14 protein-coding genes are annotated in these 15045 nt (G+C 68.8%); 7 read left to right on the top strand and 7 right to left on the bottom strand.

Features of this window, described 5'->3' with window-relative positions:
- Positions 1 to 135 precede the first annotated feature (135 nt).
- Both AADV74_RS00920 and AADV74_RS00915 read left to right on the top strand, forming a co-directional pair.
- A complete protein-coding gene (locus AADV74_RS00920) occupies positions 136 to 1245 on the top strand; it encodes a fatty acid desaturase family protein (RefSeq protein WP_342110909.1) in 1110 nt (369 codons plus the stop codon).
- An 81-nt stretch (positions 1246 to 1326) separates the two neighbouring features.
- Positions 1327 to 2502 (top strand): alcohol dehydrogenase catalytic domain-containing protein, encoded by a 1176-nt coding sequence (locus tag AADV74_RS00915; protein ID WP_342110907.1) that lies wholly within the window; start codon positions 1327 to 1329, stop codon positions 2500 to 2502.
- Between the two features lie 10 nt (positions 2503 to 2512).
- Here the strand turns inward: AADV74_RS00915 and AADV74_RS00910 are convergent, their stop codons facing one another.
- Positions 2513 to 2824 carry a DUF7882 family protein gene (locus tag AADV74_RS00910; RefSeq protein ID WP_342110906.1) on the bottom strand — a complete coding sequence of 104 codons (312 nt, stop codon included), beginning with the start codon at positions 2822 to 2824 and terminating at the stop codon, positions 2513 to 2515.
- A 108-nt stretch (positions 2825 to 2932) separates the two neighbouring features.
- Here AADV74_RS00910 and AADV74_RS00905 point away from each other — a divergent pair, with 108 nt between their 5' ends.
- Positions 2933 to 3829 (top strand): ATP-grasp fold amidoligase family protein, encoded by an 897-nt coding sequence (locus tag AADV74_RS00905; protein ID WP_342110903.1) that lies wholly within the window; start codon positions 2933 to 2935, stop codon positions 3827 to 3829.
- Between the two features lie 29 nt (positions 3830 to 3858).
- Positions 3859 to 5031 carry a glycosyltransferase family 4 protein gene (locus tag AADV74_RS00900; RefSeq protein WP_342110901.1) on the top strand — a complete coding sequence of 391 codons (1173 nt, stop codon included), beginning with the start codon at positions 3859 to 3861 and terminating at the stop codon, positions 5029 to 5031.
- On the opposite strand, the gene AADV74_RS00895 is transcribed toward AADV74_RS00900, so the two are convergent.
- From AADV74_RS00895 to AADV74_RS00880, 4 genes are read right to left on the bottom strand one after another with little or no spacing between them, the layout of a single operon-like run.
- The gene (locus AADV74_RS00895; protein WP_342110899.1) at positions 5021 to 5818 is read right to left on the bottom strand and encodes a glycosyltransferase family 2 protein; all 798 of its coding nucleotides are present in this window, start codon (positions 5816 to 5818) and stop codon (positions 5021 to 5023) included. The genes AADV74_RS00900 and AADV74_RS00895 overlap by 11 nt on opposite strands.
- Positions 5815 to 6837, bottom strand: a complete 1023-nt coding sequence (locus AADV74_RS00890) for a glycosyltransferase (RefSeq protein ID WP_342110897.1) — start codon at positions 6835 to 6837, stop codon at positions 5815 to 5817. Before AADV74_RS00890 ends, AADV74_RS00895 begins: the two co-directional genes overlap by 4 nt.
- Positions 6834 to 7961, bottom strand: a complete 1128-nt coding sequence (locus AADV74_RS00885; RefSeq protein ID WP_342110895.1) for a glycosyltransferase — start codon at positions 7959 to 7961, stop codon at positions 6834 to 6836. Before AADV74_RS00885 ends, AADV74_RS00890 begins: the two co-directional genes overlap by 4 nt.
- The gene (locus AADV74_RS00880; protein ID WP_342110893.1) at positions 7958 to 8968 is read right to left on the bottom strand and encodes a glycosyltransferase; all 1011 of its coding nucleotides are present in this window, start codon (positions 8966 to 8968) and stop codon (positions 7958 to 7960) included. Before AADV74_RS00880 ends, AADV74_RS00885 begins: the two co-directional genes overlap by 4 nt.
- Before the next feature lie 253 nt (positions 8969 to 9221).
- Between AADV74_RS00880 and AADV74_RS00875 the strand changes: the two genes are divergently transcribed.
- The 3 genes from AADV74_RS00875 (at position 9222) to AADV74_RS00865 (ending at position 12493) form a co-directional block, all read left to right on the top strand.
- Positions 9222 to 10271: a glycosyltransferase gene (locus tag AADV74_RS00875; protein WP_342110891.1), complete on the top strand. Its 1050-nt coding sequence runs from the start codon at positions 9222 to 9224 to the stop codon at positions 10269 to 10271.
- Complete coding sequence (locus AADV74_RS00870) at positions 10268 to 11530, top strand: glycosyltransferase family 2 protein (protein WP_342110888.1); 1263 nt, start codon at positions 10268 to 10270, stop codon at positions 11528 to 11530. The genes AADV74_RS00875 and AADV74_RS00870 overlap by 4 nt, the downstream gene beginning before the upstream one ends.
- Positions 11531 to 11629: 99 nt before the next feature.
- Positions 11630 to 12493, top strand: a complete 864-nt coding sequence (locus AADV74_RS00865) for a serine/threonine-protein kinase (RefSeq protein WP_342110886.1) — start codon at positions 11630 to 11632, stop codon at positions 12491 to 12493.
- A 49-nt stretch (positions 12494 to 12542) separates the two neighbouring features.
- Here AADV74_RS00865 and AADV74_RS00860 read toward each other — a convergent pair whose 3' ends face one another.
- Positions 12543 to 13937 carry a sensor domain-containing protein gene (locus tag AADV74_RS00860; protein ID WP_342110884.1) on the bottom strand — a complete coding sequence of 465 codons (1395 nt, stop codon included), beginning with the start codon at positions 13935 to 13937 and terminating at the stop codon, positions 12543 to 12545.
- Positions 13934 to 14752, bottom strand: a complete 819-nt coding sequence (locus AADV74_RS00855; protein WP_342110882.1) for an alpha/beta fold hydrolase — start codon at positions 14750 to 14752, stop codon at positions 13934 to 13936. The genes AADV74_RS00860 and AADV74_RS00855 overlap by 4 nt, the downstream gene beginning before the upstream one ends.
- Between the last annotated feature and the right edge of the window lie 293 nt (positions 14753 to 15045).

Here is a 15045-nt window from a genome sequence, read left to right as displayed (position 1 = left end):
GAATGGGCGAAGTCGGCCCGCCCTCGGGGAATACTCACCGGCTCAGCTCACGAGATCTCACGTAGACTCAAGACAGTTGTCCCAGACCCCGGCATCGCGTCGACCACATCGCTGGTCCGCAGGCCGGAGGGTCGGATGACAATCACCATTCGCGCGAATGCCGGCGACCCGGACCCCGGCTCCGGGAGCACGCCGCGCACGCCGCGCGTCATCGCCAACGATTACACCGAACTGTCGCGGATGGTGCTCCAGTCCGGGCTCATGCGCCGTCGCTACGGGTACTACTGGACGAAGCTCTGCGCCGTCCCGCTGGTCTTCCTGGTGGCGGGCATCGCGTTCGTACTGATCGGCGACACCTGGTGGCAGCTCTTCATGGCGGCAGGTTTCGCGGTGATGTTCACCCAGACGGCCTTCCTCGGCCACGACGCTGCACACAGGCAGATCTTCGTCTCGGGGAAGTGGAACGACTGGACGAGCCTGATCCTCGGAAACCTCTTCGTCGGCATGAGCTACGGATGGTGGCAGCACAAGCACACCAGGCATCACTCCAACCCGAACAAGGAGGGCAGCGATCCCGACATCGACCTCCCGGTGATCTCCTTCACGCACGAACAGGTCGAGCGCAGGCGCAACGCCGTCACGACCTGGCTGATCGCACACCAGGGCGTGTTCTTCTTCCCGATCCTCCTGCTCGAGGGACTCTCGCTGCACGCGTCGAGCGTGCGACGCGTGTTCGCCCGGGAGCACGTCGATCGCCGCTGGGTCGAGATCACCTTCCTCGTCCTGCGGCTCGGCGGATATCTCACCCTCGTCTTCCTCGTGCTCTCCCCCGGCGTAGCCGCCGCCTTCCTCGGCGTGCAACTCGGCTTGTTCGGGTTCTACATGGGGGCATCGTTCGCGCCGAACCACAAGGGCATGCCGATAGTTCCGAAAAACACGAAGCTCGACTTCCTCCGCCGCCAGGTGCTCATGAGCCGCAACATCCGCGGCGGTCGATTCGTCGACGTGCTCATGGGCGGGCTCAACTATCAGATCGAGCACCACCTCTTCCCGTCGATGCCCCGGCCCCACCTGCACCGCGCAGCGCCGATGATCGCCGAGTACTGCCGCCAGAAGGACGTCTCCTACATGCTCACGGGACTCTGGGAGAGCTACGGCATCGTCATCCGTCACATCAATCGTGTCGGCCTGGGCGAACGCGATCCCTTCGACTGCCCGCTGGCGGCGCAGCGGAGGTCGATCTAGCCTTCGGACAACGCCGAACGGGCTGCGAACCGTCCTGTCAACCCCTGCGCGGTCATCCGCGAAAGGGCGTCTACTCGGAGCATGAGAGCTCTGACATGGCAGTCGACCGGCAAGGTGAGCGTTGAGGAGGTCCCCGACCCTCGTATCGAGGAGCCGACGGATGCGATCATCCGCATCACGTCATCGGCCATCTGCGGATCGGACCTGCACCTGTACAACGTGCTCGGTGCGTTCCTCGACAAGGGCGACGTGCTCGGCCACGAGCCGATGGGCATCGTCGTCGAGGTCGGCTCCGCCGTCGCGACCCTCGCCGTCGGCGACAGGGTGGTCATCCCCTTCGTCATCGCCTGCGGTGAGTGCTACATGTGTCGCAAGGGGCTGACGAGCCAGTGCGAGACCACCCAGAACCACCAGAGCGGCAGCGGAGCCGACCTGTACGGGTTCTCCGAGCTCTACGGTTCGGTTCCCGGAGGACAGGCCGAGTTCCTGCGGGTGCGCCGAGCCGACTTCAACGCCTACAAGGTCGGCGAGGAACTGGCCGACGAGCGCTACCTCTTCCTGAGTGACATCCTTCCGACGGCCTGGCAGGGCGTGCAGTACGCGCACGTTCCCGAGGGTGGCACCCTGGCCGTGCTCGGGCTCGGGCCCGTCGGTCAGTTCGCCGCGCGCATCGGGCGCCACCTGGGTCACCGCGTGATCGCCGTCGACCCCGTCCCCGAGCGCCGGGCCATGGCCGAGCGGCACGGAATCGAGACCTTCGACCTCACCGACGACATCCTCTCGGAACTGCGAGACGCAACCGACGGTCGCGGACCGCACTCTGTGGTCGACGCGGTGGGCATGGAGGCCCACGGCAACCCGGGAACGTCGTTCGTCCAGTCCGCTGTCGGTGTGCTCCCCGACGCCATCGCCAAGCCGCTGATGAAGAAGGCAGGCGTCGACCGTCTGGCAGCCCTCCACCTCGCCATCGACGCTGTCCAGCGCGGCGGAACCGTCTCGCTCAGCGGCGTATACGCCGGCGCTGCCGATCCCATGCCGCTGGTGACGATGTTCGACAAGCAGATCGCCCTGCGCATGGGCCAGTGCAACGTGCACTCCTGGCGCGATGAGCTCCTTCCGCTCGTCGAGGACCCGAGTGATCCGCTCGGAGTGGAGGACCTCGTCACGCATCGTGTGCGTCTCGACGAAGCGCCCGCCATGTACGACACCTTCAACGAGAAGGAAGACGGATGCATCAAGGTCGTGATCCAGCCCTGATCGATGGTGCTCAGTCCTGGGGAGGCCTCGGGACCGAGCCGATCAGGAGGCCTCCGTCCGATGAGGCGGCGGCGACCATCGCCTCGACCCAGGTGCGATCGATCGAGTCGTCCACCCCGCTGTCCACGTGGTACCGCACCGGGATCGACGGGTCCAGCCACACGGAGCTCGTCCCGTCCCCCACGATGTCCGGCTCATGCCACGACAGCAGGAAGCGCTCACCGCGCTGCATCTTCTCGGTGGTGGTCGCGCGCAGATGCACCACGAGATCATCTGCCACGACGATCTCGGTGCCTGTCTCGCCGTAGAACATCGAACTCATCTGAGCACCCCATCTGTTGGCTCCGAGGCTACGTGGCCCGACGAGTCGGTGCTGAGGCTTGACAACCATCCACCGCTGGGCGACACGGCCGTGACGAGAGGCTCTCCGATGAAATGGGACGAGATTCCCCGTGCCGAGCGCAGTCGTATCGTGCGGATGCGACGTCTCTGGGCGACCCGGAGCCCTCGCACCTTCACGGAGAAGGTGCGCTACAAGATGCTCCGCGATCACCGGCCGCTCATTGTGACCTTCGCCGACAAGGCGGCAGTGCGCGCCCATGTCGCCGCGCTCGTCGGGGAGAGGGTGCTCCCCCGCGCCTATGCGATCCTCGACGACCCGAAGCGACTCATGGACCTCGCATTGCCCGACGCAGCCGTCCTCAAGCCGACGCACGGGAGCGGTGCTGCGATCGTGATCTCCCCGGACGCGGCGCCGGACACCCGACTTCCCGCAGCGTCGGAGAGCTGGGTCTATCGGCACGTGCAGCCTGCCGCGGCCCCGCCGGAGCAGCTGGTCGCCATCGGCCACCACTGGCTCGGCCAGGTCTACGGTCAGGGACCCAACCGGGAGTGGGCCTACAGTCGCGTTCCGCCGAGGATCATCGTCGAGGAGTTCCTGACCACGACGACCGGCGGCATCCCGGATGACTACAAGTTCTTCGTCTTCCACGGCCGATGCGAGTACGTGCAGGTCGACGCCGGTCGATTCGGTGACAGGACACAGGACTTCCACGACCGCTCATGGCGCCACCTCCCGATGAGCGGTGGGCCGGCTTGGGCCGTGCCACCACCTCCGCGTCCAGCGAGGCTCGCCGAGATGATCGCCTTGGCCGAGCGCCTGGGGTCCGGGACCGACTTCGTGAGGGTCGACCTGTACGACCTGGGCGACAGAATCGTGTTCGGGGAGCTCACCAGCTACCCCGCCGGCGGTGACAGCCCGTTCGAGCCCGAGAGCTTCGATGCGACCTTCGGCGAGCACTGGGCCGTTCCGAGGCGATACCGGTGATGGCCCCACGAGAACGATGGCTGGTCCCGGTGACCGAGTACGCCGGCGTCACGGCCTACACGGGCGGCATCGGTCGCCACTACGCCGCACTCGTGCCGGCCCTCGCGCGCCGCGGGATCGACGTGGATGTCCTGGTCTTCTCCGACAGCGCTCTCCTTCGGGAGACGGATGACGCCGGCGTGACGCTCCGAAGCCTTCGCATCGGTCGGCGGTTGCCCCGCATCATCGCGCTGCTTCTGATGGCACTCCGGGTGCGTCGGGCGTATGCAGCGGGGACCTACGACCGGGTGTTCGCACCGGAGTGGAGCGGCCTCGGTGCGGCCCTCCCCTCCCGAGCCCCGCTGCTGACGAACCTGGCCACGAGCATGCGGCTCTCGAACGAAGTCGCCCACCTCCGGCCCCGCGACCTTCCGCCATCGACGCGCCTCGCGGTCGCCGTGCAGAACAGGCTGGAGGACCGGCAGATCCGCCGGTCCGCCGGGCTCATCGCGATCTCGCAGGCCATGGCGAGGTGGACGACGGGCTCGTTCGCGAAGCTGCCTCCGTTGCGCGTCGTGTGGAACTGCATCGAGGTCACCCGCGTCGAGAGGGCAGCGCACTCAGCCGAGCTTCCCGACCGCTGGTCGCGATCCGACGGCCCGGTCGTGCTCTTCCTCGGTCGCCTCGAACGACGGAAGGGAGTCGTCGATGCCCTGAAGGCCTTCGCGATGGTCGCGGCGCAGGTGCCATCGGCCCGACTCGTGTTGGCCGGGTCGAGTGGCGACAGACGCTTCGAACCGGATCGCGACGAGCTGCTCGGCTACCTTCCGACGGCGTCGCGCAGTCAGGTCACCTGGCTCGGGCACGTCGGCGGCGACGAGCTCTACCGGGCGATCGGGGAGGCCGCGGTGACGATCTGCCCGTCGCTCTGGGAGGGATTCGGGAACGTCGCCCTCGAGGTGAAGTCGGTCGGAGCTCCCCTGATCTGCACGACGGGCAGCGGCTTCGACGACTTCTGCACCAGCGGCGTCGACTGCCTGATGGTTCCGCCGGCCGACCCTGCCGCATTGGCGAGCGCCATCAGTCGAATCATCGGCGACCCGGCATACGGCACCGCCCTGGGGCTGGCGGGTCAGGCCGAGGTGAGCCGATTCGCCCCCGACCGGATCGCCGCCGACCTCACGCTTGCTGCCGACGATCTCCTCGGGCCTGTCAGGCCCTGACCCAGCCGGAACCGCGTCGGCGCACGACCCCGGCCGATTCGAAGTCGGCCAGCCAGCCCGTCATCGGCCATTCCCCCCACCTGTCGGCGAAGAGGCGGCCGTTGCGCAGGATGTCGTCGACATGCTGCCACGGCGGGGAGCTCGTCGGGTGGTGCTGGTGGTATGCGTGGGCTCCGCCCACCCACGCCAGAGGGATCCCGGCGTCGCGCAGCCCGAAGGCGAAGTCCGTGTCCTCGCCGCCGTAGCCCTCGAACCGCTCGTCGAAGCGGCGTGATGTCGCCCAGAGCTCGGCCGTCATAGCGAACGACAACGACCAGAACAGCGGATACTCCCCTCCGGTGGCGAGCTCGATGGAGCCGGCTGCAGGAGAGGGCCGGGCGGCATGCGGGTGGGTCGCCTCCATGAGGGCGTCCGGTCGCGACACGTCGACTCCCGGCGGCAGGTACGTCACGGGGCCGCACAGCACTGCCTCCGGATGCCACTGCGCAGCGTCGCGATATCGAGCCACCAGCTCAGGCCCGGGCACGCAATCGGCGTCGAGGAAGATCAGGAGGTCGGCTCCGGCGGTGACCGCGGCATCCGCCCCGGCGTTGCGTGCAGCCGCCAGGCGGAGCCCGAGCGGCGCCGGGGGCATGTGCAGCACGACGCCGGCATCGAGCGAGGGAGGGCCGTCAGCTCCCACCCAGACGACGATGGTGTCGAGATCCGACTCACGGCCGAGTGCCGCGAGTTGTGCGCGCACGTGGCCCACTCGCTCGGTCGAGCACAGTGTCACGACGGTGATCACGCCGCGTCCCCTCGCGCCACGGCTGCGATCTCGATCGCCGCGCGCTCCGCGGCGCCTCGCGTGCGCCAGCGCGCCCAGTCCGGCTGCAGGGCGCGAGCCTCGTCGAGGATGCGCCCCCACTCGGCGGGTTCCGGCCACTCGGATTCCACGATCGCGAGCCCGGCCCTCTTGACGGCATCCGCCGTGTCAGCCTGCTCCGCGAACGGTCGCGGCTGAGGGATCACGACAGCACGGGCTCCGACCGCTGCCAGATCGGCGATGGAGTTCTGGCCGGCCCACGCGATGACGACGTCGGCCGCAGCCATGTCGGGCCACGGATCGGCGACCCAGTCACGACCCCCAGACATCCCGAGGGCCGACCAGCGCTGCCCCGATGTCGCAGCTTCGGCTGAGGCGACGGATGCCGCGGTCACGCTCGATCCGCCCGCTCCCCCGAGCACCAGGACTCCGGAGCGCTCGACGGGCTCAGGACCTCGTCCGTCGTGGCGGCTGATGCCGCCCACGTAGACCACATGGGGGAACGCGGACAGGTGATCCGGCCGCAGCAGTTCCTCGGGCCACGGCGCGATCACCTTCGTCGCCAGTCCGAATGCGAGCTGGTGGGCGGCATCGTCGCGCCGCCCCGGCTGGGTGATGAGCACGGGCGGTATCCCGAGCAGGCGAGCGAGGACCGTGACCTCCACCGATACGTCGACCACGAAGGCGCTGACCGGATGCCTCTCCAGTTCGGCCGCGATGACCGTCAGCCGTCGGCGGTGCCCGTCGTGCAGCAGCGGTGCCCAGTGGAGGAGTCCACGGGCCGTCGGGTCTCGGTCACCACCGGGAAGCGCGCGGTCGGGCTCGACGCCGTCGTCGCGCTCGAGCTGAGTCCACTGGCAGTTGTCGGGAAGGTCGTCGGGCCTCGGCAGCGAGCTGAAGCAGGAGACGTCGGCGCGCAGGTACGGTGCGATCGCCAGGAGGCGCCCGACGTGTCCGCGGCCGTGATGGTGCACGTACCACGCTATGCGCGGGCGAATCATGCCGCCCGCTCCGAGGAGCTCTCACTGTCGCCGACCATCGATCGGAACCTGCGCTCGAGCGCCGCGATGCGGGCCGGCAGGGAGAACCGGGCCTCCGCGCTGTTGCGGATGGCCGGACGGAATCCCGGCTCCCGGAACGCACGGCCGATCATGTGCTCCACGCGCTTCGCCATCGCGGACACATCGCCCGATGGCACTGTCACCATCCCGACGGACCCGGCGGCGATCTCGGACACACCGCCCATCGCGAAGCTGACGACGGGCGTGCCCGACATGAGCGCCTCCGGTGCCACCAGGCCGAACGGTTCTTCCCACACCGGCGTCGCGATCAGCGCAGCGCTACGACCGACGAGCGTGGCGAGCTCGCTCGGGGCCAGTTGACCGACGTACCTGATGCCGCCGCCGACCCGCGACAGCACGGCGCGATCCGCATACAGCTCGTCACCGATCCGTCCGGCTATGACCAGACCCCGTCCGAGCCGCTCGGCGACCTCGATGGCGAGGTGCGGGGCCTTCTCGGGAACGATCCGACCGAACCAGACGAGGTCGGGACCCCCGGGACCCAGCGGCCATGCCTGCGGGTCCACGGCGTTCGCCAGAACCGTCGATTCGATTCCGGCATCCGCCCACTGGCGACGGGTGTGCTCACTGACGGACAGGAACTCGCTGCGCCGCCCGGAGGCCGCAGCATGCGACGCCACCAGTTCGTCGTCGACCGGCGTGTGCAGGGTGGAGACCATGGGCACGCCCAGACCCCCGGCTCTCTCGAGGGGCAGGCCGTGCAGGCAGTGATTCGAGATCACGTCGTAGTCGGCCGCGGTCGCGGCGATCCGGTCGAGGGCGCGACCGAGTGCTGGGACGGAGCGGGCCGCGTAGCTCGGCGGATAGGTGTCGTCTGTCGGTCTGGATGCGCCGGGCCAGGTCATTGCGGGGATCGTGAAATCGCTCGGTTCGCCCAGCCAGTCGGAACCCTCGGCCGCGATGAGCGTCACGTCGTGGCCGCGGGCCCGCAGCTGGTCCACCTCGTTCCACACGGCCGACTCGAGGCCACCGGCATGCGGTCGACGGATGGGGAACCGGAGAGGGGCGACGACCACGACGCGCAGCGGTACGAGGCCGCTCATGTCCGGCGCTCCGCGATCAGGCGACGGTAGAGAGCCTCGTGATCGCTGGCTGTCGTGGCGTCATCGACCGCCCGGATCGCACCTCGGGCGCTGATCTGCCGTGCCCGCTCCACCGAACCCGCTCGCGTGGCGTCCTGTCCCCGGGCCACGGCATGGATCGCGGCAGCCAAGGACTCTCCGCCGGCCTCGACATCGAACGATCGGGCGCTCCCGTCCGGGTGCTGCGCGGAGTAGAAGCCCACGCGCGGGGCGATGACCGGGACAGCGAGGTCCCAGCACAGCTCCAACCATCCGGAATGGGTTCCGTGGCTGTACGGGAGCACGCAGGCGTCCATGCGCGAGAGCACATCCACGAGCTCCTGGTCGTCGAGGCGCTCGTGCTCGATCAGCAGGACGCGATCGGTGCGTCCCGTGATCTCACGCACGGCGTCGCGGGACGCTGGATCCCGTACGGTGCGGTGCATCCTCACCTCGGCGAGAACATCCACTCCCGCGGTCGCGACCGACTCCACCGCCGAGACGAGGGCTTCGACCATCCCCACTCCATCGACGTTGGGGCGCAGGTCCTTCAGGTGCATCCCCACTCGGAAGTGTTCTGAAGACAGGACTCGAGGCGTCGACGCGTCTGCCGACAGCACCGACGGATGCGGCGACACGACCGACGGACGTCGCCAGCGTCGTCGGATCTCGGCAGCGGCCCCGTCGGTCAACGTGATGACGGCGTCTGCGCCCGGGACCAGCACGTCGAGCTGCGCGCGATACGACGCCTGGTCGAGCAGTTGCGGATGCTCGAGGTCGTGCACGGTGAACACCACCGGCCAGCCGACCTCGTGGGCGGCATCGATGCACGCCGCGATCCGTGCCGGCTCGAACGACTCGGTGCCGAAGTGGATGTGGAGCAGGTCGGCATCGCGAGCGTGCTGCCGTATCCACTCGGGATCGAGGGCTGCGGACGGCAGCCAGGCCGACTCCCGGGCGTCGGCGCCGTCGAGTCGGAGGATCCGCACATCTGGAGATGCAGTGACGCTGTCGACATAGGGGTGCGATGAGGGAACGGAGACGACTGTGATCGTCCTTGCGCTGCCTGGCAGATCCAGGGCCCGGGCGTCATCGGCGACCGGCATCGGGGAGACCGTCGGAAGCATGTTGTACCTCTCTGGTCGTGCGTACAGGGTCGTGACGCACGGCCAACCGTATGTCTGCCGCCGCTGAGCCGAATGGGCCTTGACGTGGAGGGGGAGATGAACAAGCATGTGCCAGATGCCCGCCACCGATGCGCCCGACCTCCTGGTCGTCGGACCGTCGCGCCACGGCGTCACGAGGTACGCGCGCGACCTCGCCGCCGCCGCCGAGGCTGGCGGATTCGCGCGGCGGCCCATGGTCGTCGCGGATGGAGCTGCGGCGGCACGGGCCGTCGTCGGCGCAGACCGTGTGCACGCCCACGTCACCGACAGGCTCTTCGGGTCGACTCCCGAGGAGGCGGCTGAGACGGTGGAGCAGCTCGCCGCCCTCACCAGGCTCACCATCACCCTGCACGACCTGCCGCAGGGGTCGGACGGCTCCGCCTATGCGCGGAGGGCGGCCGCGTACGGTCGATTCATCGACGCATCCGACGGTGTCGTGGTCAACAGCCGGCATGAAGCCGAGCTCGTCGTCGAGCACCTCGGCCTGCCGGCGGCATCCGTGACGGTGATCCCGCTCGGAACCACCGCAGAGGTTCCCCTCAGCAGCGACCCGCGTTCGCCGATTCCCGGCCGTCTCACCGTGCTGATCGCCGGCTACATCTACCCGGGCAAGGGACATCTCGACGCCATCGAAGCTGCCGCGACCGTCGTCTCGCGTCTGCGCGCGGATGGCACCCCGATCGAAGGAGCACGGGTCGTCGCCATCGGCGGGCCGTCACGCGGGCACGAGGCCGACGTGGAGCGGCTGCGAGTGCAGGCTCGGGAACTCGGCGTCGACCTCGAGGTCACCGGCGTGCTCGACGACGACGAGTTCGAGCGCCGGCTCGCCGCGGACGGCATCCCCGTGGCTGCCCATCAGCACCTGTCGGCGTCCCGGTCGATGAGCGACTGGGCCGAGCGGGGACGCCGCCCACTCGTTCGCGCCTCGAGGTATGCGAGGGAGATGGACGCTCTCCGGCCCGGCACGCTCACGATGTACGCGCCGTCGGATCTCTCGGACGCCCTCCTGCACGCGTGGCGTTCGCCCGACTCGACACGCGTGCCTCCGCGGACCTCGCTGCGTCCCACTCTCTCCGATGCGGCTCTGGCCTATCGAGACTGGTGGTCCGGGCTGGCCCTCCGGTGAGCGCCCAGTACAACCCCGATCGAGGCCTCCCCGGCAATCGCTGGGACCTCCTCGACGGGATGACGCCGGCCACGCTGCCGTCGATCTCGGTCATCGTCGCCCACTACGAGCAACCCGAGCAACTCGCTCGCACGCTCCACGCGCTGGATCGGCAGGACTACCCGCGCGCCTCGGTCGAGATCATCGTCGTCGATGACGGATCCGCCGAGTCGCCGCGAGTGCCGCCCCACGTGCGGCTCATCACGCAGGACGATCGAGGATTCCGACTGGCGGCAGCCCGCAACCTGGGATTCACCGCCGCCACACACGACGTGCTCGTGTTCCTCGATGCCGACACCGCTCCGGAGCCGGACTACCTCCGGGCCATCTCGCGGCTGCCCGCCCTGAACTGGGACTGCGTCACCGTGGGCCACCGCCTGCACGCCGACCTCGAGGACACACCTGCCAGCGCTGCGATCGAGGTCATCGGACCCGAGCGGGCGTTGCCCGAGCCCACGTGGCTGCTCGATGCCTACAGTGAATCGGAAGCCCTGCTGAGGGCCGACCACCGCAGCTATCGCTTCGTCGTCGGAGCGGTCATCGCGTGCACGCGCCGCTTCTTCGCCGAGACCGGAGGCTTCGACGAGTCGTTCACCGCGTACGGCGGCGAGGACTGGGAATGGGCGTATCGGGCCTGGCTGCACGGCGCCGTCCTCGCTCATGTGCCGGATGCCGTCGCCTGGCACGACGGACCCGATCAGGCTGGGCGCGAGTCGGCGGACCTCGCGGCCAAGAACGAGGAGACATTGCGCCTCTCCGACCTCATCCCCGTTCCCGGGTCTCGCGGGCGGGGCATGCGACCGGGACGGGTGGACATCGCCGTCTCCGGGCCGCCCGACGACGCATCGGCCGGTCAGCGCTTCGTGAGCCTGGATTCCGTGCTCGCCGAGCTTCCCGGTGCCGCTGTCGTCACGTCGACGGGCGTCGAGTCGGAGCGATTCGATCGGGTACGAACGGACGTCACCATCGAGGCGCCCGTGCGGGTACATCCCGGCGGGCTGGTCGATGCCGTCGAGGCCATCGACGGCGGTCGCGTCGCCGCCGTCGTGCTGTGCGACCTCGACGGCACCGCGCTCCTGCGCCTGATCTCGCGACGCGAGCGGACCCGCCAGGCGCGCTGGCCGGAAGCCGAATCGCTGCCGACCCTCGAGATGCGATCGAGCGGTGTCGAGCGGATCGTCGACGAGGTGGACGTGGAGGCTTATCTGGGCGGGTGGTGATCCGGAGCTGCTCGGCGGGAGATTTGTCAATCCCCCAGTCCGGGCTTCTGCGCGGCTTCCGCTCGCCCATAAGGTGATGCCATGGATCGGGAGGCGCGGGTGAGCACCCAGAAGCGAACCCTGACGGCCCCCCTGCTGCTCGACCGCTACAGGCCGCTCTCGTTGATCGCCCGTGGCGGCATGGCGTCGGTCTTCCGTGGGCGCGACGAGTACCTCGGCCGCGACGTGGCGATCAAGGTGTTCAGCGGCGGCAACGAGGAGCACGTCGAGACCTACCGCGCGGAACTCCGCATGCTCGCGGGGCTCAGCCACCACGGAGTCGTCTCGATCATCGACGCCGGCGTCGACACGTCTGCCCCCGACGATCCCCGTCCGTTCCTCGTGATGCAGTTGGTGCGCGGCACCACCCTGCGCGACAGACTGGCCGAACGGGCCATCTCGGTGCGGGAGATCGGTGAGTTCGGCTACGAAGTGGCCGAGACCCTCGAGTACATCCATGCGAACGGCGTGATCCACCGCGACATCACCCCGTCGAACGTGATGATCGTGAACTACGGCACTCAGTACTCCCGCGAGAGGGCCGTGCTCACTGATTTCGGCATCGCCGTGTCGACGGAGTCATCGGTATTCCAGTCGGAGAACATCACCGGAACCCCCGCCTACCTGAGTCCGGAGCAGGTGCGGAACCAGCCCCTCACCACGGCATCCGACATCTACTCGCTCGGGCTCGTGATGCTGGAGTGCTTCACCCGCACCCGGGCCTTCCCCGGCATCCCGGTCGCCTCGGCGATGGCTCGCCTGAATCGCGGGCCGGACATGCCTGCCGAGACCGTGCCGGAGCCGTGGCGATCGCTGATCGACCGCATGACGGCACGCGATCCCGGTCGGCGACCATCCGCCGCCGGAGTCGAGGGCGAACTTCGCGAGGCACTGCGCGAGCTTCGGCCACGGCGCAGGTCCTGAGGTCCCCCGCGAGACCGAGTCACGCGACAGGGCACTCGCAGGCCGCGCGTCAGGCGACGATGACGGCCGTCGTGCGGTTCTTCCCTGAGTTCTTCGACGTGTACATCGCCGTGTCGGCGAGGTCGAACAGCCGGTCGGGAGTGACCGACTGCGATATCCCCGGTGAGTGCACGGCGACGCCGATACTCGCCGAGACCGAGTACTCGTCGGGGATGCCGGGCACGGGAACACCCACGACGTCACGGAGTCTCTCGGCGACGGCGGATGCGGCATCGACGTCTGCGTCCTCGCAGATGATGACGAACTCATCGCCCCCGAAACGGCCGGCCACATCGCTCGGACGGATCGTCGAGCGCAGGCGCGTCGCCACCTCCCGCAGCACAGCGTCGCCCGCCACGTGCCCCAGCTCGTCGTTGACGGTCTTGAATCCGTCGAGGTCGAGGAAGATGAGCGCCGTCGAATGGTGGGTGCGCTGCCCGGTCGCGAGCGCCTCCTCGAGGCGCACCTTGAGCAGCTGCCGGTTGGCGAGCCCGGTGAGCTGGTCGAAGAGCGCCATCCGTTCCAGGCGTCGCTGCAGACGTACGCGGGCCAGCGCTTCCGAGGCCTGCCTGGCCACGGCCTCCTGCAGCTCGATGGCATCGTCGTCGAAGGAGCGCGCACGGCCGAAGTAGCAGAGCACGACACCGGATGTCGCCCCCTCGAACGACAGCGGCGTCGCCGTCACGGCTTCGAGGCGTGCGGACCTCAGCTCATCGGCGAGCGCCGGGTAGCGATCGCCCACAGCGCGACGATCGGCGAGCACCACCACCTTCCCGCTGTGGAGAGCCTCGAGCTCGGGGCCCCTCTCGCTTCCGGGGAGTTCCCCGGCGACCAGCGCCAGCTGCCCCGCTTCGTCGGGGAGGAGCACGGCGACGGATGCCGCCGCGAAGCCCTGCCGCATGCTCTCGACGATGGCCTGGGCCAGCTCCTCCTCCGAACTGCTGCTGACGAAGGCTGACGACGCTCGCTGGAGCACGCGCACGTGCTCTTCGGATGCCTCGGCCTGGCGGCGGGAGGTGAGCAGGTCGCGCTCGTAGTTCTGGCGATCGGTCGCGTCGAAGACGGCGGTGCGGATGAGCCCGGGCTCGTCCCTCGTCTGCTCCACCACGACCGAGTTGACCAGGGTGGGCAGGCCGGAGCCGTCTGCGCACACCATGGTGAGGGCGACCTCTTTCACGGAGCCCTCGAGGAGGAGCACCGGGAGGTAGCGCGTCTCGGCGAAGATCTGGCTGCCCCGCGTGAGCAGGTCGGCGAACGGCCGGCCGACGAGCTCGGCAGCGGTATAGCCCGTCCAGTCGAGGAAGGTGCGGTTGACCCGCACGATCGTGCCGTCGGTCGTCAGCGACATGTGGCCGCACGGCGCGTGCTCGTAGAGGTCCTCGAACGAGGTCTCGAGCTCGGTCATCGCAGGAAGCCCTGGATCTCCTTCACGACCTCGTCAGGGCTCGACAGGTTCGGGCAGTGACCCGTGGCCTCCAGCATCACGAAGCGGCTGCCCGGGATCTGGCTGTGCACGAACTCGCCGACGACGCGCGGCGCGATGATGTCGTCGTTGCACTGCAGGATCAGCGTGGGCGTCACGACGTCCTTGAGGTCGTCGCGGTTGTCCGAGCTGAAGGTGACCCTCGCGAAGTGACGCGCGATCGCGGGGTCGATGGTGCAGAAGCTCGCCGTGAGTTCCTCGCCGAGCTCGGGCTGCTCGCTGTTGCCCATGATCAGCGGCGCGAGATCCGAGGACCACCCGAGGTAGTTCGCATCGAGTGCGTCGAGCAGACCGTCGATGTCGGCCTGGCTGAATCCGCCGGTGTAGTCGACGTCATCCACGTAGCGCGGTGAGGGACCGACGAGCACCAGGGACCCGAACCGCGACGAGTCGTGCGCGGAAGCCAGAACACCGACCATTGCGCTCACGGAGTGACCGACGTACACTGCGTCGCTCAGGTCGAGCGCCTCGAGGATCTCGAGCACGTCGTCGGCGTAGCCGTGGAGCGAGTCGTACTTCGACCGGTCGTAGGCGGTGAGGTCCGAACCCCCAGCTCCCACGTGGTCGAAGAGCACGACCTTGTAGTCGCTCTCGAAGGCCGGGGCGACGAGCCGCCACATCTCCTGGCTGCATCCGAAACCGTGGGCGAAGACGATCGGTCTACCCGCGGGATTCCCCGAGATCTTCACGTTGTTGCGGCTCAGGACGCTCGCGTCGAGCGGTTGGGTGATCGTCATGTCTGATTCCTTCGGGGGCGGCTCTGCTAGCCCCCAACGAACGCGGGCCTGACTGGTTCAACCAGTTTAGCGGTACTACAAGAGGGACGGCTTCTGGCGTTCGGGGTGCGGCATCCGCGGTCCCGACGCCGGAGATCCCGGTCTCGGCAGCTCCAGGCGGGCGGATGCCGCACGGCACCGCAACCACCCTCACGGGACGTCGACCGCGAACCATACAGCATGAGCAGCCGCCATCGGGCCGGTTGCGCCGGGGACCACCGCCACGCACCATTGAGCAACGCCGCCCACGAATC

The organism is Leifsonia stereocauli (genome assembly GCF_038432415.1).
GTDB classification, from domain to species: Bacteria; Actinomycetota; Actinomycetes; order Actinomycetales; family Microbacteriaceae; genus Orlajensenia; species Orlajensenia stereocauli.
This window is presented reverse-complemented; position numbering and strand designations above follow the sequence as displayed.